The sequence below is a fragment of the Acidovorax sp. GBBC 1281 genome (assembly GCF_028473645.1).
Taxonomy (GTDB): domain Bacteria; phylum Pseudomonadota; class Gammaproteobacteria; order Burkholderiales; family Burkholderiaceae_C; genus Paracidovorax.
Map to the genome: position 1 here is coordinate 649,707 of NZ_CP097269.1, position 17,792 is coordinate 667,498.

A 17,792-nucleotide genomic window follows, 5' to 3' on the forward strand; every position below is an offset into this window, starting at 1 on the left:
GATGCAACGGATGGTAGGAACCGCTTTGACGTCTTCTTGTCTTGCCGACGACAATTTGCGGGAAACTCCTGACGGGTGTAACCCTGCCCGTGGCGGGTCCAGGGGGAAAGGGCGCCGCTGCAGGACCGCCATGGCAGGGCGGTATCCTTGCTGCCATGTACGCCCCGTTTTTCGGCCTGGAGCACGCGCCGTTTTCCATCGCCCCCGACCCGCGCTATCTGTTCATGAGCGACCGCCACCGCGAGGCGCTGGCGCACCTGCTCTACGGCCTGGACGCCGGTGGCGGCTTCGTGCTGCTGACGGGCGAGATCGGCACCGGCAAGACCACGGTGTGCCGGTGCTTCCTGGAGCAGATCCCGGCGCATTGCAACGTGGCCTATATCTTCAATCCGAGGCTCACGGTGGGCGAACTGCTGCGCTCCATCTGCGACGAGTTCGGCGTGGCGCACACCCCGGCGGTGCCGGGCTCCGAGACGGTCAAGGACTGCATCGACCCGTTGAATGCCTTCCTGCTCCAGGCCCATGCGGCGGGGCGCAACAACGTGCTCATCATCGACGAGGCGCAGAACCTCTCGGCCGACGTGCTGGAGCAGTTGCGCCTGCTCACCAACCTGGAAACCAGCGAGCGCAAGCTGCTGCAGATCATCCTGATCGGCCAGCCGGAGCTGCGCGGCATGATCGCCGGCCCGTCGCTGGAGCAGCTGGCCCAGCGCGTGATCGCCCGCTTTCACCTCGATGCCCTGAGCGCCGAGGAAACCCGCCAGTACATCGCCCACCGCATGGCCGTGGCCGGCCTGCAGGGCGCGTTGCCTTTCACGGCGCGCGCCCTGCAGCGCGTGCATGCCCTGGCGCGCGGTGTGCCTCGGCGCATCAACCTGCTGTGCGACCGGGCGCTGCTCGGCGCCTATGCCGGCGGCGTGCGCGAGGTGAACGAGGCCATCGTGGACCAGGCCGCGCGCGAGGTGTTCGATGCCGCGCCTGCCGCCCGCACGGCCGCCGCGCGGGCGCCGCGCTGGGCGGTGGCGGGGGCCGGCGCCCTCGCGGGTGCGGCGGCCGTCGCCTGCGCGGGCTGGGCGCTGGGCTGGTGGCCGCCCACGGGCGCTGCGGTGGCGGGCCCGGGGCCGGTGGTGGCGGCTGGGCCGGCGTCCTCCGCGGCGCCACCGGCGGCCTCCAACGCGGCCGCCCTGCCCGCCGCCTCGGCCGCCGCCACCGTGCCCCCTTCGGCGTTGCAAGGCTTCCTGGCCCTGCAGCCCGAGGGCGACCACGACGCCTGGCGCGCGCTGGCCGCGGCCTGGGGCGCACCTTCCGCGCCCGGAGCCGATGCCTGCGCGGGCCTGGCTGCCCAGGGGCTGCGCTGCTTTCGCCAGCGCCGCACGGCGCTGGGCCTCGTGCGCCAGCTCGACCGGCCGGGCGTGATCACGCTGTTCACGGCGGACGAGCGCCCGGTGGCCGTCGTGCTGTCGCGGCTGGACGGCGCCGTGGCCACGCTGTCGGGCGCGGGGCGCACGCTGCAGGTGCCCCTGGCCGATCTGGCGCAGGCCTGGCGCGGCGAGTTCGCCACGCTGTGGCGTGCGCCGCCGGGCCTGCAGGACGGCAGCGATCTGGCAGACCAGCCCGCCACGCTGGCGTGGCTGGACGCCCAGTTGCCGCCTGCGGCCGATGCCGCCGCCGCGCGCAGCGCCTCGCGCGCGGAAGCCACGCAGCGCCGCGCCCGCATCCAGCGCTTCCAGGTCGCGCAGGGCCTGGTACCCGATGGCCGCGCCGGGCCGCTGACCCTGATGCTGCTCAACCGCGCCGCGGGCGTGGCCGAGCCGCGCCTGAGCACTGGAAACTAGCGCATGCCAGGCCTTCTCCGCATTTCGATGTCCCTGCCCGGCGGGCACCGCCCCACGCACTTTTTTCCATCCTATGTCCTACATCCTTGACGCCCTGCGGCGCGCCGAAGCCGAACGCGGCCGCGGCGCCGTGCCCGGCCTGCACACGCCGGCCGTGCCGGCGCCGGGCGCACCGTCTGCGGCCGAACCGGCGCGCACCGGCGCCCTGCCGTGGCTACCGGTGCTGGCGGCCGGCGTGGCCGTCGCCGGCGCGGCGGCGGGTGCGTCCTGGTGGTTCGCGCACCGCACGGCGGTGCCGTCCGAGCCGGTGCGGCTGGCGGCCGCGCCCGCGTCCAGCCCCGCGGGCCCGGTGGCCGCGCCTGCCGCTGCGGTGACGGCGCCTTTGCCTGCGCCGGCCCCCGCACCCGCCGAAGCACCCGCCCGCACCCGCGTGGCCCCGTTGCCGGCGCCGGCCCCTGCTCCGGCGCTGCGGCCGGAGCGTGTGGCCCCGGTCGCCGTGCCTTCGGCGGCAGTGGCTCCTGTGCCCGAACGCGCCACCGAGCGCGCAGCGTCCGCCCCGCTGTCGCGCGCTTCGGCCGCGGCGGCGGCCACCGCGCGCCTGCTGCCGCCGGCCCAGGCCCCGGCCCAGCCCGTCGTGGCGCAGCGCGATCTGCCGCCGTCCGTGCGCGAGCAATTGCCGGCCATGCAGTTCAGCGGCGCCACCTATTCGGCCAACCCGGCCTACCGCATGGCCATCGTCAACGGGCAGGTGCTGCACGAGGGCGACCAGGCCGCGCCGGGCGTGGTGCTGGAGAAGATCGAGCCGTCCCGCACGGTGTGGGCATTCCGGGGCTACCGCTACGCCGTGCCGTCGCAGTGAAGGCGAAGCCAAGGGCGAATTAGAGGGCGCAGCGGATGCGCTGGTACAGGCCAAAACAGGCCCATGCCGGCGGATTTCATGCCTGTATTGCTATATATTTAATAGCAAATGATTCGTCCACCGCGCTCCGATGATCGCGGGCCGGCGACCGCTGTGCGGCTCAGCGGATGAACCGCCCATCCCGCCCCACGAGGGTCAGCTCGACGAAGCGCGAGGCGCTGCGTTCCGGGCCGGTGGCGTTCACTTCGAAGCCGCCCAGGTCCCAGTTCTTGAGGCTCCAGGTGGCGTCCACGAAGGCGGCGCGCGACGGGTTGCGGCCCGCGCGCTGCAGGGCCTGGGCGAACACGCGGGCGTTGATGTAGCCCTCCAGCGCCAGGTGCGAGGGCTCGGCCGTGGCGCCCACGGCTTTCCATGCGGCCTGGAATTCGCGCACCACCGGCACCACCACGTTGGTGGGCAGCGGCACGACCTGCGAGATGGTCAGGCCGACGGCATCCGGCCCCAGGGCCTTGACGGCGGCCGAGGTGCCCATCACGGACGTGGCATACAGCGCGGTGCCGCGCCGAAGGCTCCGGAACGCTTTCACAAACTCCAGCGCCGGCTTGCCGGCCAGGCCGATCAGCACCGCCTCGGGGTTGCCGTCGGCGACCTGGCGCGCCGTGGCGCCGGCGTTCGACGCATCGCTTTCGACGGTGCCGGACAGCGGTTCGCCCAGCTTCAGCCGGGCCATGGCGTCGCGGGCGGCGTTGAACACCTCCTTGCCGAAGGCGTTGTTCTGGTAGGCCACGGCGATGCGCCGGATGCCCAGCGTGGAGAAGTGCTGGACCAGCTTGTCGGCCTCGTCGGCGTAGGTGGCGCGCACGTTGAACACGCTGCGCGCGCCCTTCACGCGGCTGAGCATGGCGCCGGTGAACGGGGCGAAGAACGGCATGCCCGAGGGCAGCACCTTGGGCAGCATGGCCTCGACCATGGGCGTGCCCATGCAGTTGAAGAGCGCGAACTGCTCGCGGTCGGCGAGGAATTTGTCCACGTTGGCCAGCGCGCGGGGGATGTCGTAGCCGTCGTCCAGCGTGGTGAGTTCGATCGCCTGGCCCTGCACGCCGCCCTGGGCGTTGATGGCGGCGAAGGCGGCCTTGGCGCCCTGGTGCATGGCCGAGCCCAGGTCGCCCAGCGGGCCGGTGAGCGCGGTGGACTGCGCGATGCGCAGCACCGTGCCCTGTGCGCGTGCCGGCGCCGCGCCGATCCACGGCAGGGCCAGCGCGGCCGCCCCCGCGAGCAGGCGGCGGCGCTGCAGCGGGGCCGGCGGCGCATCGCGGTGCAGGTGGCGGGTGGTGGGCGAGGCAGGCGCGGTCGAACAGGGGGCCTGTTGGAATGTTCTTGGCATGGTGTCTCCGTGGCCGGTGGGCGGATCATCGGTGTGCGCGGGTCGATTCTTTGTCGCCCCGGCAACAGTCCGCGTCGTGGTATTCCCGCAAGCGCCCAGCGGCCTTCCTGCGCCATGCTCGCAGTCCATGAACGACGACCTTTCGCTGCACCAGCGCCGCCGCCTGCCGTCCCAGGTGGAGCTGGACGGCATTCCCTGGCTGGCGCTGCTGTCCGCGCCCGAGCGCGAGCGCGCCGTGGCCGCGCTGCTGGTGGGCGATGCGAAGGTGGGCGACTACGTGTGCCGCGTGGGCCGGCCGGTGACCTACTGGTTCGGCGTGGTGGAGGGGTTGCTCAAGATGAGCACCGACAACGCCCAGGGCCAGACGATGACCTTCACCGGCGTGCCGCCGGGCGGGTGGTTCGGCGAGGGCACGGCGGTCAAGCGCGAGCCCTACCGCTACAACATCCAGGCGCTGCGCAAGAGCGTGGTGGCGGGCCTGCCCATCGACACCTTCCACTGGCTGCTGGACCACTCCATCGGCTTCAACCGGTTCGTGATGAACCAGCTCAACGAGCGGCTGGGCCAGTTCATCGCCGCGCGCGAGATCGACCGGCTGGGCAACCCCGACGTGCGCGTGGCGCGCAGCCTGGCGGCGCTGTTCAACCCGGTGCTCTACCCCGGCGTGCGCGAGGTGCTGCGCATCACGCAGCAGGAGTTGGCGTACCTGGTGGGGCTGTCGCGCCAGCGCGTGAACGAGGCGCTGGCCGAGCTGCAGGCGCAGGGCGCGATCTGCGTGGAATACGGCGGACTGCGGGTGCTGGACCTGCCCGCGCTGCGCGAGAGCGTGTTCGCCGCGCAGGCCGAGGCGCCCGTGCGGCGCGCCGTCCGCGCGCCGGAGGCCCCGGATGCCCAGGCGGTCATGCGCGGCTGACGGGCGCTGCCAGCTCGGGGGTGCGCGTCAGGCGGAAGGTGCCCACCATGTCCGTGAGCCGGCCGGCCTGGTCCTTGAGGCTGCCGGCGGCCGCGCTGCTTTCTTCCACCAGCGCGGCGTTCTGCTGCGTCATGGTCTCCAGCGCGCCCACCGACTGGCTCACTTCGGCGATGCGGTCGCTCTGCTCGCGGGCCGATGCGGTGATCTCGGCCATGATGCCCGACACCTGCTGGACCGACTGCACCAGTTCGCCGATGGTGGCGCCCGCGTGGCCCACCAACGTGGTGCCTTCCTGCACCTGATTGGCGCTGGCCAGGATCAGTGCCTTGATCTCGCGCGCGGCATCGGCCGAGCGCCCCGCCAGCGCGCGCACCTCGCCGGCCACCACCGCGAAGCCGCGGCCCTGTTCGCCCGCGCGCGCGGCTTCGACCGCGGCATTGAGGGCCAGGATGTTGGTCTGGAAGGCGATGCCGTCGATCACGCTGATGATGTCCGCGATCTTGCGCGAGCTGGCGCTGATCACGTCCATGGTGCGCACCACCTGCGAGACGACCTCGCCGCCGCGCTCGGCCACCTGCGAGGCGGCGGCGGTCATCTGGTTGGCCTGGCGCGCGGCGTCGGCGCTTTGCTGCACGGTGTGCGTCAGGTCTTCCAGCGCCGAGGCAGCCTGCTGCAGGTTGCCCGAGGTCTGCTCGGTGCGCTGGCTCAGGTCGAGGTTGCCCGAGGCCACTTCGGAGCTGGCCAGCAGGATCGAATCCGCCGTGGTGCCGATGCCGCCCACCAGCGAGCGCAGCTGCTCCTGCATGGCGGCGATGGCGTCCAGCAGCCGGCCGGTCTCGTCCTGGATGCGCACTTCCACGCGCGAGGTGAGGTCGCCGCGCGCGATGCGTTCGGCCACCACCACCGCACGCCCGATGGGCTGGGTGATGCTGGCCGTGGTGCGCCAGGCGATCAGCGCGCCCAGCACGATGGCCAGGGCCACCAGCCCGCCGCCGATGGCGCGGGCCCGGTTTTCCATGCGCGACGCGCCGGCCGCGGCTTCGGTGTTGAGGGTGTTCTGCAACTGCACCAGTTCGGCCAGCTTGTCGCGCCAGGCGGATTCGGCGGGGGCCACGCGCGTCATGAGCGAGAGCGTGGCGCTCACGGTGTCACCGTCGGAGATGGCCTTAAGGGCCGTGTCCAGCTCGGGCCGGGTCTTGCGGGCCAGGGCCTGGATGTCGGTCTGCAGTTGCCGTTCGGCCGGCGTGGCGCCGGAGTCGAGCAGCGTGGCCAGTTCGGTCTCCTGCGCCGCGTAGCGCTGCAGCGCCTGGCCGACGCGGCGGGTCTGCTCTTCGGCGCTCTTGGGATCGACCTCGCCGAGCATCGCCGCCGACCGCCCCTGGATGCCGATGGCGCTCACGTTCTCCAGCATGCTGTTGACCAGCCGCATCTTGGCGGCACTGGCACCGGTCATCTGCTGCATTTGCTGGTTGACCTCGTTCAACGAAGAATGCGCAACCATGGCCACCGCGATGAGCAGTGCCAGCATGCAGCCGAATCCCAGGAACAGACGGCGGGAGATGGAGAGGGTCTTGAAGAACGAAGCGGTCTGCATGGTGTTTTCCGTGGCCGATGGCCTTTGAACGAAATGCACAGCAAAAGCAGTGCCAGTGATCGATGCGCGGCGCCGTCCGGGCCATGGCCGGTATCGCAATGGATGTTACATATGAAAGACCCACCGCAGAGTATCTGCCTCTAAAGTGCCGGGAGGGCGGCGCACTTGTATGAATTGATTTAATCGCTCATATCTTATTAAATGCATCGTTCCGATGCTATTTTTTTGGTAGCGTAGCGCCGTGCCATTTTTGCGCATTCCACTTTGGCGCCATTCGATCCACCGTGGACTTGTTACATTTTTTGGAAGGAACCGGCCCCATGATCCGACTTCGCTCGCCCATGCCCCGGGGCATGGTTGCCGTGCTCTGGGCACTGGCATGGCCGGCGATGGCCGCGGAGGTCCAGGTGACCGTGCAGGACGGCTCCGGCAAGCCGCTGCTGGGCGCGATCGTGTTCCTGGATTCGCCGGAGGCGCACAAGCTGGTGCGGCCCATGGCCCAGCAGGACATGGGGCAGCTCAAGCGCCGCTTCGTGCCCGAGGTGCTGGCCGTGACGGTGGGCACCGAGGTGCGGTTTCCCAACAGGGACAACGTGCGCCACCATGTGTATTCGTTCTCGCCGGCCAAGAAATTCGAGCTGCAGCTGTATTCCGGCACGCCGGCCAACCCTGTGCTCTTCGACAAGCCCGGGGTCGTGGTGCTCGGCTGCAACATCCACGATCAGATGGTCGCCTGGATCCTCGTGCTGGAGACACCGTATTTTTCGCAGAGCGCCGCGCCGTTCGGCATCGCGCGCATCGAGAAGGTGCCCGCGGGCAACTACACGCTGCGCGTGTGGCATTCGGGCCTGCCGGTGGGCGCCGCGGCCTACGCGCAGCCGCTCGCGGTGGCCGAAGGCGGGGCGCCGGTGGTCGTGCGGCTGGCGGGGGTGACGCCTTGAACCTGCGCGCGCTGCACCGTAGCCTGATCCTTCGGCTGGTTGGAATTTCCCTGCTGCTGCTGCTGATCGTTCAGGCGGCGGGGTTTGCCGTGGTGCAGACCTTCATCGTGCGCAATGCCCGCGCCCAGATCGAGCGCAGCCTGGACGTGGACGAACGCGTCTGGCGCTGGCTGCTGGCGCAGAACGCCGTGCGGCTGCAGGAGGCCTCGGCCCTGCTGGCGGCCGACTACGGCTTTCGCTCCGCCGTTAATTCCGGCGACTCGGCGACCATCCAGTCGGTGCTGGAGAACCACGGCGCGCGCATCGGCGCCGCGATGACGGCGCTGCTGGACACCCGCATGCACCTGCAGTCCACCAGCCCCTCGCGCACCGCGGCCGACTACCAGAGCGCGGTGGACCAGGCCGTGCCCGCGCTGGTGGCGCAGCCGCAGGGCAGCCAGATCGCCGTGGTGCACGGCATTCCGTACCAGTTCGTGATGGTGCCCATGCGGGCGCCGCTGCTGGTGGGCTGGGTGCTGATGGGCTTTCCGGTCAACGAGACACTGGTGTCCGAGATGCAGCAGCTGCTGTCGGTGGACGTGGCCATCCAGGTGCGCGACGCCACGGGTGCCGTGGCCGTGCCGGTGAGCACCCTGCCGGATCGCGCGCTGACCGATCTGCGCGACTTTCGCATGGGCGGGGAGCAGGTGCTCGGCGGCGAGACGCTGCTGGTGCGGCCCGTGCGCCTGGACAGCGGCACCACCAGCGCCCGCGCGCTGCTGCTGCGCTCGCTCGACGACGTGGTGGCGCCCTACCGCCAGCTGCAGATCCTGCTGGGGGTGATCACCGTGGCCGGTCTGGTGCTCTTCGCGCTGGGCAGCGCCTTCATGGCGCGCCGCGTGACGATGCCGCTGCGCTCGCTGGTCTCGGCCACGCACCGCCTGTCCCAGGGCGACTACGACGCCCCCATCGAGCACACGCGCCGCCACGACGAGATCGGCAACCTCGCCCGTTCGTTCGACCGCATGCGGCTGGACATCGCCGGGCAGCAGGGCGAGATCCTGCGGCTGGCCGACACCGACCGGCTGACCGGCGTGCCCAACCGGGAGCGCTTTCGCCGCGCCATCATGGAGGCCATCGGGCCCGGCAACGGCCAGCGCCCCGTGGCCGTGCTCGCGCTGGACCTGGACCGCTTCAAGCACGTGAACGGCGTGCTGGGCTATGCGCTGGGCGACCGGCTGCTGCAGGCCGTGGCCGAGCGCATCAGCGGGCAGGCGCGATCGCCGCAGGACGTGATCGCCCGCCTGGGCGGCAACGAGTTCGCCATGCTGATGCCCGGCGCCGACGAAGCGGCCGCGCGCGACATGGCCCAGCGCATCCTGCGCGCCTTCGAGACGCCCATGGCCTTCGGCGACCGCACGGTGGATCTGAGCGCGGGCATCGGCATCGCCTGCTGGCCCGGTGCGGCGCACGATGCCGACACCCTGCTCAGCCACGCCGAGATCGCCATGTACGCGGCCAAGCTGCGGCTCAGCGGGGCGCTGCTGTACGAGCCGTCGATGGATTCCTCCAGCGCCGTCTCGCTCTCGCTGCTGACCGAGCTGCGCCGCGCGGTGGACCGCAACGAACTGCGCCTGTTCCTGCAGCCCAAGGTGACGCTGACCGGCCAGCCGGGCCATGCGGCCGAGGCCCTGGTGCGCTGGCAGCACCCCGAGCGCGGCATGGTGCCGCCGCTGCAGTTCATTCCCTTTGCCGAGCAGACCGGCTTCGTGCGGCAGCTCACGCTGTGGATGTTCGAGCAGGCGGTGATCTTCCTGGCGCAGCCGCGCGTGCAGCCCTTGGCGCTGCGCATCTCGATCAACCTGTCCACGCGCGACCTGCTCGACCCCGAACTGAGCAACCGCCTGGGCGCGCTGCTGGCGCGCCACGGCGTGAGCGCCGAGTCGTTCTGCCTGGAGATCACCGAGAGCGCCATCATGGACGAGCCCCTGCGGGCCGAGGCCATGCTCAATCTTCTGTCCGAGCAGGGCTTCAAGCTGTCCATCGACGACTTCGGCACGGGCTATTCGTCGCTGGCCTACCTCAAGCGGCTGCCGGTGGACGAGCTGAAGATCGACAAGTCCTTCGTCATCGGCATGGCCTCCGACGACGGCGACGAGCAGATCGTGCGCTCCACCATCGACCTGGCGCACAACCTGGGCCTGAGCGTGGTGGCCGAAGGGGTGGAGACCGTGTCCATCCTGGAGCGCCTGCGGGCCCTGCATTGCGACGATGCGCAGGGCTACTACATCAGCCGGCCGCTGCCCATGGACGACTTTCTCGCCTGGCACGCTTCGGCGGCCGAGCGAAAATAGCGCCCATGTCCGATTCGCCGCCCCGCCGCCGCCTCTCCCTTCCCCCCGCCGCCCCCGCCAAGGTGGCGCCGCCTGCGGCCACCGCACCCTCCGCACGCCGGGCACCGGCCACCGCGCAGCCCGCCGCCCGGGCGAATGCCGGCCCCGCCGCCCGGCCGTTCAACGGCCCGAATGCCGGCGCCAACGCATCGCCTCGCCCCCCTGTCCGCCCTGCCGCGGCCCGGGCCCCTTCCGGGCCCGACCCCTGGCAGGGCCGGTCGCCGGACCGCGCACCGCCGCCTGCCGCCCGGCGCGCGCCGGCCGCCGCGCCCCCGGCGGGCGAGGGCGGCACCTCGCGCCTGAACAAGCGCATGGCCGAGCTGGGCCTGTGCTCGCGCCGCGAGGCCGACGACTGGATCGCGCAGGGCTGGGTCAAGGTCAACGGCGAAGTCGCGCCGATGGGGCTGCAGGTGCTGCCTACCGACCGCATCGAGGTCGAGCGCGTGGCGCAGGGCTTTCAGGAGCAGAAGGTCACCATCCTGATGCACAAGCCCATGGGCTACGTGAGCGGCCAGGCCGAGGACGGGCACACGCCCGCCGTCGCCCTCATCAACCCGCGCACGCACTGGCGCGAGGACCCGAGCCGCATGCGCTTTTCGCCGCCGCAGCTGCGGGGCCTGGCCCCCTGCGGGCGGCTGGACATCGATTCCGTCGGCCTGCTCGTGCTCACGCAGGACGGCCGCGTGGCGCGCCAGCTCATCGGCGAGGACTCCGACGTCGAGAAGGAATACCTCGTCCGCGTGCAGTACGGCGACGTGGCGCTGAACGTGCAGGACGCCTTTCCCGCCGACCAGCTGGCCCGCCTGTGCCATGGCCTGGCCCTGGACGGCCAGCCGCTCAAGCCCGCCCGCGTGGACTGGCAGAACCCCGAGCAACTGCGCTTCGTGCTCAAGGAAGGCAAGAAGCGCCAGATCCGCCGCATGTGCGAACTGGTGGGCCTGAAGGTGGTGGGCTTGAAGCGCATCCGCATCGGCCGCATCACCCTGGGCAACCTGCCCGTCGGGCAGTGGCGCTACCTGGGGGCGCACGAGAAGTTCTGACGCCGGGCGCGGGGCATGGCGCCGCCGCGGGTACTCGTGGCAGGATTTTGGGCGATTTTGCCTTCATGCCCTAGTGAATCATGCCTTGATTGCTATTGAATTAATAGCAATCTCCTTGTGCAGGTCCCATCGGGGCACCGGCGCGCTCAGGGCACGGCGCCCCCGGCGGTGCCGATCACGCCGACGCCCGCCTGCCGCCGCACCGAGCGGGCCGTCTCGGCGGCGGATTCCGGCGCGATCAGCCATGCCCGCCACGCACCGAAAGCCTGGATCGCCGGCGCATCCAGCGCTGGCGCGTCGGCGGTGCCGCTGGCGGTCTGGTCGTTGGGCACGCAGTCCCGCCCGATGGCCTGGCGGCACAGGCCATTGCCCGGGGCGGGCTGCCCGGCGAACGGGGCGAAGACCGGGCCCGGGCCGGGCGCATGCGGGTAGCGGTACACGGGCCGGGTCACATGGTCGAAATGGTTGCCCTCCATCAACAGGCGGGCCGTGGCCGTCAGGGGCATGGCCGCGCCTTCGCCGCTGAGGTTCTCGAAATAGTTGTTGACCAGGTGCGCGGCCACGGTGGCGTTCTTCATGCCGCCCGCATGCGGCCCGCGGCCCGAGGTGTCGTGCACGTAGTTGCGGGCCACGGTGATCGTGTCCTGCGCGCCCAGGAACAGCCACAGCCAGTAGTGGTGGCCGTCGCAGGTGGCCGACTGGCCGGTGCGCCCATCGAACTCGTTGCCGGACAGGGTGACGTGCGCGGCGCTGCCGAAGCCCGTCACCACCATCTGGCGGCCGATGCGCGCGAACAGGTTGTGGTCCACCCACACGCCGTCGGCGCCGTCGATGGTCAGCGCGTCACCGCCCCAGACGACGCCCGGGTTGATGTCGGTGATGCGGATGTTCTGGACGATGACGTTGCGGTTGCCGTCGCCGATGCGCAGGCCCCGGCCCTGGATGCCGGCGTTGCGCCCGACGCCGACGAGGGTCTTGTTGGAGCCCACGGGCAGGGGGCGGCGCCCGGCGTTGTCGTAGGTCACCGGGGCGGCCGGGCGGCCGTCGCAGAAGTGGGCGACGTTCAGGCCCCACTGGCCGCCCTGGCCCGGCGGGGCGTCCCGGCAGGCGAAGGCCAGGCACCCGGCCTCGGTGGTGGTGGCGGAGCCGTTGGCCTGCAGCGACCCCCGGAAGTCGAACAGGCGGTCCAGCACGATCACGCGCGGTGCGTCGTCGGTGCACCGCGGGCCCTGGGCGCGCTGGCACAGCGCGCGCTCCAGGCCCTCCAGCGAGGTGGGGCGAACCACCTCGGCCTGGCCGCCGCCGGTGACCCCGGCGGCGAAGCCATCGGGACGGCCCGTGGCCTGTTGCGCCCACAGCGGCGGGGTGGGGCCCAGCAGCAGGGCCAGGCACGCCGCCATCGGCAGGTGCCTGTGAAGCAGGCTTCGGAGTAGTGGGCGCATGGATCGGGTTCCGTCGTCGGGGTGCGGCCGGGGGGCTGGGGGCTGGGGGCTGGGGGCTGGGGGCTGGGGGCTGGGGGCTGGATGGCGGCTTGGAACGGGGCGCGCGCCCGGAGTTCAATGGTCGCCGGTGCCCCGGGGCGGCGCCTCGGCCGGGGATGGACCCGCCAGCCTTGATAATGCGGCGCTTGCCCCGAACTGCCGGGGCATCCCTCTTTTTGTGAATGACCCCGACCTCCCAATCCACACCATGAGCAAACAGACCCATTCCTTCCAGGCCGAAGTGGCGCAACTGCTGCACCTGGTCACGCATTCGCTGTACTCCAACCAGGAAATCTTCCTGCGCGAGCTGATCTCCAATGCGTCCGACGCCTGCGACAAGCTGCGTTTCGAGGCCCTGAACAACAACGCCCTGTACGAAGACGCGCCCCACCTCGAGGTGCGCGTGGCCTTCGACAAGGACGCCAAGACGCTCACCATCACCGACAACGGCATCGGCATGAGCCAGCAGGAGGCCATCGACCACCTGGGCACCATCGCCAAGAGCGGCACCAAGGACTTCATGGGCAAGCTCTCGGGCGACCAGAAGGCCACCGCGTCCGAGCAGGGCCAGTTGATCGGGCAGTTCGGCGTGGGCTTTTATTCCGGCTTCATCGTGGCCGACAAGATCACCGTGGAATCGCGCCGGGCCGGCCTGCCCGCCGAGCAGGGCGTGCGCTGGATCAGCGGCGGCACGGGCGACTTCGAGGTCGAGACCATCACCCGTCCCGAGCGCGGCACCAGCATCATCCTGCACCTGCGCGACGACGCCGAAGAGTTCCTGAACGCCTGGAAGATCAAGTCCATCATCGGCAAGTATTCCGACCACATCAGCCTGCCCATCCTGATGGAAAAGGAAGAGTGGAAAGAGGGCGAGCTGATCAACCCCGGTGACGAAAACGGCGGCCGCCAGCCCGGCGGCATGGTCAAGACCGGCGAGTGGGAAACCGTCAACAAGGCCAGCGCCCTGTGGACCCGCCCCAAGAAGGACATCACCGAAGAGCAGTACCAGGACTTCTACAAGGCCATCAGCCACGACCACGAGAACCCGCTCACCTGGAGCCACAACCGCGTCGAGGGCAACACCGAGTACACGCAGCTGCTGTACGTGCCCGCCAAGGCCCCGTTCGACCTGTGGAACCGCGACAAGAAGGCCGGCGTGAAGCTGTACGTCAAGCGCGTGTTCATCATGGACGACGCCGAGGCGCTGATGCCCACCTACCTGCGCTTCGTGAAGGGCGTGATCGACTCAAGCGACCTGCCGCTCAACGTGAGCCGCGAGCTGCTGCAGGAAAGCCGCGACGTGCGCGCCATCCGCGAAGGCTCCACCAAGCGCGTGCTCGGCATGCTGGAAGACCTGGCCAAGCACGACAAGCACACCGCCGGTGAAGAAGGCGCCGACGGCGTGACCGATGTGGTGAGCGACGAGGACAAGGCCAAGGAAGGCAAGTACACGGCGTTCTATGCCGAATTCGGCGCCGTGCTCAAGGAAGGCCTGGGCGAGGACTTCGGCAACCGCGAGCGCCTGGCCAAGCTGCTGCGTTTCGCCTCCACGCAAAGCGATGCGGTCACCGTCTCGTTCGCCGACTACAAGGCGCGCATGAAGGAAGGCCAGGACGCCATCTACTACATCACCGCCGACACGCTGGCCGCTGCCAAGAACAGCCCGCAGCTCGAAGTCTTCAAGAAAAAGGGCATCGAGGTGCTCCTGATGACCGACCGCGTGGACGAGTGGGCGCTGAACTACCTGCAGGACTTCGACGGCACGCCGCTGCAGTCCGTGGCCAAGGGCGCGGTCGATCTGGGCAAGCTGCAGGACGAGGCCGAGAAGAAGGCCGCCGAGGAAGCCGCCGAGGCCTTCAAGCCGCTGCTGGCCAAGCTCAAGGAAGCCCTCAAGGACAAGGCCGACGACGTGCGCGCCACCACCCGCCTGGTCGATTCGCCCGCCTGCCTGGTCGTGCAGGACGACGGCATGAGCACCCAGCTGGCGCGCATGCTCAAGCAGGCCGGCCAGCAGGCGCCCGAGTCCAAGCCCGTGCTGGAGGTGAACCCCGATCACGCCCTGGTCAAGAAGCTGGACGGCAGCGTGCACTTCCACGACCTGGCGCACATCCTGTTCGACCAGGCGCTGCTGGCCGAAGGCGGCCTGCCCGAGGACCCCGCAGCCTATGTGAAGCGCGTGAATGCATTGCTGGCCTGATCGGCCTCCAGCGCATGATCCACTAGGGCGTATTGCTATTAAATAAGTAGCAAACAAAAGCCCGGTCTTCTTGGGAGGCCGGGCTTTTTGCATGGCGGCGGGCCTGCTGGCCGATAATGCGCCCGTCTGAAACGCCACCCCTTCGAGGCCGCCGCCATGCTGCGCTTTTTCCTGCTCTTCCTGACCCTGCAGTTGACGATGTTCGGCATCAACATGCTGGGCTGGGTGCAGCAGCACCTGGTGCTGCCGTGGACGGCGCTGCTGGCGCGCATCTGCGCCGGGTTGGTCACCTGGTTCGACAGCTCGGCCGCCGCCTCGGGCAAGGTGCTGTGGAACCAGGCCACGGGCTTCGGCGTCTCCATCGAGGCGGGTTGCAACGGCATCGAGGCGTGCATCGTGCTGTTCGCCGCCGTCATGGCGTTCCCGTCCACCTGGCGGCACAAGCTGGTCGGCCTGGTCGCCGGTTTCGTGGCCGTGCAGGCCATGAACATCGTGCGGGTGGTCAGCCTGTTCTACCTGGGGCAGTGGAACACCGCCATCTTCAACTTCGCCCACGAATACCTCTGGCAGGCGCTCATCATGGTGGACGTGCTCATCGTCTGGCTGCTGTGGGTGCGGGCCGGCAGCCGGGGCGGCGCGGGCGCCCCGCCGAACGAGCCGCCGGCGGCACCGCCTTCGGCGCCGTCCACCTCCCCTGCGGCCGTGCCGGCGTGATCCGCGGCACCGCATGCGCCGCGCCGCCAGCCTGAAAATCTTCGTCCTCGGCCTGTTCGCCGGGGTGGTGCTGCTCACCCTGCTGTGGATCCGGGTCTCGCCCTGGACCTCGTACCCCGTGGGCATGGTGGCCGGCGCGGTCCTGGAGCATGCTGCCCCCGGCTGGGTGCGCGAGACGCGGCTGCGGCCCGGGGCGTTCGAGGTCGATACCTCGGTGGCGGTCGCCACGCCGCAGACCGGCAACCGCCTGGTCGAGATCACCGTCGAATCCGACCCCGGCCGCTATGCCTACGGCCTGCCCATCTTCCTCGCCCTGCTGCTGACCGCGCGCGGCCCGGGCCGCACCTGGCGCGCGCTGGCCGGCTTCGCGCTGCTCGTGCCGCTGCAGGCCTTCAGCCTGGTGATGCACCTGCTCATGCAGGTGGTGCTGACGGCGCAGCTTGACGTGCGCGTGCTCAAGGTCGCCCAGTGGCAACTGGAGGCGCTGGTGTACGGCTACCAGGTGGGCGTGCTGGTGCTGCCCACGCTCGCGCCCATGGTGCTGTGGCTGTGGCTGGACCGGCAGTTCGTCAACGAGGTGGTGATCGAGGCCTGGCGCCGCTCCCTGCCGGCTGCGCGCGCCGCTGCGCCCGTGCCGGCTGCAGCGGCGGTGGTGGCATCGCCCGAGCCTGCCGCGGGCGTGGTGGCCGAGCCTGCGGACGCCATCCCTGAGCCGGTCCCCCACGTGCCGCCCGGGCTGGGTGGCAAGGTCTCGGCCAGCGCCGCAGCCACCCTGCCTGTGCGCAAAAAACCACGCTGAAGCGCGCGGCGGTCGCGCGGACACGCGCAGGCCACCGGGGCCTGACAGAATGCCGCCGCATGCTGTTGCTCCTCTCCCATTTCTTCCGTGGCTTCGGGCCCCGGCGCGTGCTGCAAGCCGCGCTGGGTGGCACCGCGGCCGTCCTCGCTGCCCAGGCCCTGGCCGCCCCGTCCGGCGATGCCGGCGGCAACCCGGCGGACGGTGACCCGCCCCCCTGGGCCCTGCATGCGCAGACCACCTACGTCTGGCAGCACAAGCCCTCGTTCGATGCGCCCTACACCGGCCCCAACAGCCTGGTGCCCACTGCCGAGCGCTCGTATTCCTTTACCGCCACCGCCGACCTCGGGCTGCGCCCCTGGAGCGGCGCGCAGATCCACTTCAACCCCGAGGCGGGGCAGGGCGTGCCGCTGTCGCACCTGTCGGGCGCGGGCGGGCTTTCCAACGGCGAGCTGGCCCGCACCTCGGGCGCGCAGATCAAGGCCTATCGCGCGCGCCTGTTCCTGCTGCAGCGCTGGGACGCGGGCGGCGACACCGAACGCATCGAGCCCGACTTCAACGAACTGGGCGGCAGCGCCAGCGCGCGCCGGTGGACCCTGGTGGCCGGCAACATCTCGCTGCTGGACTACTTCGACAACAACCCCTACGCCAAGGACCCGCGCGAGCAGTTCTTCAACTGGTCCTTCCTGACGCCCGGCGCCTGGGACTACGCGGCCGATGCGCGCGGCTACACCTGGGCCGGCATCCTCGAATACCGCACGCCGCAGTGGGCCGTGCGCGGTGGCCGCGCCCTGCAGCCGCGCGAATCCAACGGCCAGCCGCTGGACCGCTCGTGGACCAAGCACTACGGCGACCAGATCGAGGCCGAATCCGACCTGCCGGTGGCCCTGCCCGCCGGCCCGCTGCGCGGGCGCGTGCTGCTGTTTCGCAACCGCGCCGTCATGGGGGCGTTCGCCGATGCGCTGGCCGCGTCCCGGGCCGTTGGCGGCACGCCGGACGTCGGCGCCGTGCGCCGCCTGCAGACCAAGACCGGCTGGGCCCTGACCCTGGAGGCCCCGCTGGCCGAAGACGCCGGCGTCTTCGTGCGCGCCAGCCGCAGCAGCGGCCGCCAGGAGACGTACGCCTTCGCCGAGATCGACCGCCAGCTGTCCTTCGGCGGCCAGATCGGCGGCGCCGCCTGGGGCCGCGCCGCCGACCGCGTGGGCGCCGCCTTGGCGGTCAACGGGTTGTCGGCCGACCACCGTAACTATCTGGCGGCCGGGGGGCTGGGGGCGTTTCTGGGCGACGGCGCCCTGCGCTACGGCAGCGAGCGGGTGTGGGAGGCTTATTACCGGTTCACGTTCGCCCCGGTGGTGATGCCGGGCGGGCCGCTGCAGTCCGCCGTGTCGCTGGGGGTGCAGCACATCGTGCACCCGGGCTACAACCGCGACCGGGGGCCGGTGGATGTGGTGTCGGTGCGGGTGCATGCGGAGTTTTGAGGGGCGGCTGGTCATGCATGCATTGATTGCTTGTGAATCAATTGATTCGTGACTAATAATTCAGTTTTTTGGGCATTAGACAAAACAGCAGGCGGGAGAAGAAATGCAATGTGCGAAAAATGAGGCATCGGTTGAAAGTGCCTTGACTGTGGGCTGTCCTGTGTTTGGCATGCCGGTGCTCAGAGCCA

The 17,792-nt window shown here is 70.5% G+C and carries 13 protein-coding genes; 10 read left to right on the plus strand and 3 right to left on the minus strand.

The genetic code is table 11. The features are described from left to right. Window positions 1-155 precede the first annotated feature (155 nt). Both M5C96_RS03010 and M5C96_RS03015 read left to right on the plus strand, forming a co-directional pair. Window positions 156-1,835, plus strand: a complete 1,680-nt coding sequence (locus M5C96_RS03010; RefSeq protein WP_272567057.1) for an ExeA family protein — start codon at window positions 156-158, stop codon at window positions 1,833-1,835. Window positions 1,836-1,908: 73 nt separating this feature from the next. Then, entirely contained in the window at window positions 1,909-2,694 is a 786-nt protein-coding gene (locus M5C96_RS03015; protein ID WP_272567058.1) for a general secretion pathway protein GspB, read from the plus strand. A gap of 160 nt (window positions 2,695-2,854) precedes the next feature. On the opposite strand, the gene M5C96_RS03020 is transcribed toward M5C96_RS03015, so the two are convergent. After that, window positions 2,855-4,078, minus strand: coding sequence for an ABC transporter substrate-binding protein (locus M5C96_RS03020; RefSeq protein WP_272567059.1), 1,224 nt, complete (start codon window positions 4,076-4,078; stop codon window positions 2,855-2,857). A gap of 127 nt (window positions 4,079-4,205) precedes the next feature. Between M5C96_RS03020 and M5C96_RS03025 the strand changes: the two genes are divergently transcribed. Next, window positions 4,206-4,991 (plus strand): Crp/Fnr family transcriptional regulator, encoded by a 786-nt coding sequence (locus M5C96_RS03025; RefSeq protein ID WP_272567060.1) that lies wholly within the window; start codon window positions 4,206-4,208, stop codon window positions 4,989-4,991. On the opposite strand, the gene M5C96_RS03030 is transcribed toward M5C96_RS03025, so the two are convergent. Beyond that, window positions 4,978-6,585, minus strand: a complete 1,608-nt coding sequence (locus M5C96_RS03030; protein WP_272567062.1) for a methyl-accepting chemotaxis protein — start codon at window positions 6,583-6,585, stop codon at window positions 4,978-4,980. The two genes, M5C96_RS03025 and M5C96_RS03030, sit on opposite strands and share 14 nt — an antisense overlap. Window positions 6,586-6,926: 341 nt before the next feature. On the opposite strand from M5C96_RS03030, the gene M5C96_RS03035 reads away from it, so the two are divergent. From M5C96_RS03035 to M5C96_RS03045, 3 genes are read left to right on the plus strand one after another with little or no spacing between them, the layout of a single operon-like run. Then, window positions 6,927-7,526: a methylamine utilization protein gene (locus M5C96_RS03035; RefSeq protein WP_442867382.1), complete on the plus strand. Its 600-nt coding sequence runs from the start codon at window positions 6,927-6,929 to the stop codon at window positions 7,524-7,526. After that, on the plus strand, window positions 7,523-9,859 hold the full coding sequence (locus tag M5C96_RS03040) for a putative bifunctional diguanylate cyclase/phosphodiesterase (RefSeq protein WP_272567065.1): 2,337 nt from the start codon (window positions 7,523-7,525) through the stop codon (window positions 9,857-9,859). The genes M5C96_RS03035 and M5C96_RS03040 overlap by 4 nt, the downstream gene beginning before the upstream one ends. Before the next feature lie 5 nt (window positions 9,860-9,864). Next, window positions 9,865-10,938: a pseudouridine synthase gene (locus M5C96_RS03045; protein WP_272567066.1), complete on the plus strand. Its 1,074-nt coding sequence runs from the start codon at window positions 9,865-9,867 to the stop codon at window positions 10,936-10,938. 146 nt (window positions 10,939-11,084) lie between these two features. On the opposite strand, the gene M5C96_RS03050 is transcribed toward M5C96_RS03045, so the two are convergent. Beyond that, the gene (locus M5C96_RS03050; RefSeq protein ID WP_272567067.1) at window positions 11,085-12,380 is read right to left on the minus strand and encodes a polysaccharide lyase family 1 protein; all 1,296 of its coding nucleotides are present in this window, start codon (window positions 12,378-12,380) and stop codon (window positions 11,085-11,087) included. Between the two features lie 247 nt (window positions 12,381-12,627). On the opposite strand from M5C96_RS03050, the gene htpG reads away from it, so the two are divergent. From htpG to M5C96_RS03070, 4 genes are all read left to right on the plus strand, one after another. Then, a complete protein-coding gene (gene htpG, locus M5C96_RS03055) occupies window positions 12,628-14,616 on the plus strand; it encodes a molecular chaperone HtpG (protein ID WP_272567069.1) in 1,989 nt (662 codons plus the stop codon). A gap of 156 nt (window positions 14,617-14,772) precedes the next feature. After that, the gene (xrtH, locus tag M5C96_RS03060; RefSeq protein ID WP_272567070.1) at window positions 14,773-15,330 is read left to right on the plus strand and encodes an exosortase H; all 558 of its coding nucleotides are present in this window, start codon (window positions 14,773-14,775) and stop codon (window positions 15,328-15,330) included. Between the two features lie 13 nt (window positions 15,331-15,343). After that, window positions 15,344-16,129: an exosortase H-associated membrane protein gene (locus M5C96_RS03065; RefSeq protein WP_272567071.1), complete on the plus strand. Its 786-nt coding sequence runs from the start codon at window positions 15,344-15,346 to the stop codon at window positions 16,127-16,129. 59 nt (window positions 16,130-16,188) lie between these two features. Further along, window positions 16,189-17,604: a carbohydrate porin gene (locus M5C96_RS03070; RefSeq protein WP_272567072.1), complete on the plus strand. Its 1,416-nt coding sequence runs from the start codon at window positions 16,189-16,191 to the stop codon at window positions 17,602-17,604. The last annotated feature ends 188 nt before the right edge of the window (window positions 17,605-17,792 follow it).

Coding starts and splice junctions, on each gene's coding strand:
- M5C96_RS03025 (WP_272567060.1), top strand. CDS start 4,206: ATGAACGACGACCTTTCGCTGCACCAGCGCCGCCGCCTGCCGTCCCAG.
- M5C96_RS03010 (WP_272567057.1), top strand. CDS start 156: ATGTACGCCCCGTTTTTCGGCCTGGAGCACGCGCCGTTTTCCATCGCC.
- M5C96_RS03065 (WP_272567071.1), top strand. CDS start 15,344: ATGCGCCGCGCCGCCAGCCTGAAAATCTTCGTCCTCGGCCTGTTCGCC.
- M5C96_RS03070 (WP_272567072.1), top strand. CDS start 16,189: ATGCTGTTGCTCCTCTCCCATTTCTTCCGTGGCTTCGGGCCCCGGCGC.
- M5C96_RS03015 (WP_272567058.1), top strand. CDS start 1,909: ATGTCCTACATCCTTGACGCCCTGCGGCGCGCCGAAGCCGAACGCGGC.
- M5C96_RS03045 (WP_272567066.1), top strand. CDS start 9,865: ATGTCCGATTCGCCGCCCCGCCGCCGCCTCTCCCTTCCCCCCGCCGCC.
- M5C96_RS03050 (WP_272567067.1), bottom strand. CDS start 12,380: ATGCGCCCACTACTCCGAAGCCTGCTTCACAGGCACCTGCCGATGGCG.
- xrtH (WP_272567070.1), top strand. CDS start 14,773: ATGCTGCGCTTTTTCCTGCTCTTCCTGACCCTGCAGTTGACGATGTTC.
- M5C96_RS03030 (WP_272567062.1), bottom strand. CDS start 6,585: ATGCAGACCGCTTCGTTCTTCAAGACCCTCTCCATCTCCCGCCGTCTG.
- htpG (WP_272567069.1), top strand. CDS start 12,628: ATGAGCAAACAGACCCATTCCTTCCAGGCCGAAGTGGCGCAACTGCTG.
- M5C96_RS03035 (WP_442867382.1), top strand. CDS start 6,927: ATGCCCCGGGGCATGGTTGCCGTGCTCTGGGCACTGGCATGGCCGGCG.
- M5C96_RS03020 (WP_272567059.1), bottom strand. CDS start 4,078: ATGCCAAGAACATTCCAACAGGCCCCCTGTTCGACCGCGCCTGCCTCG.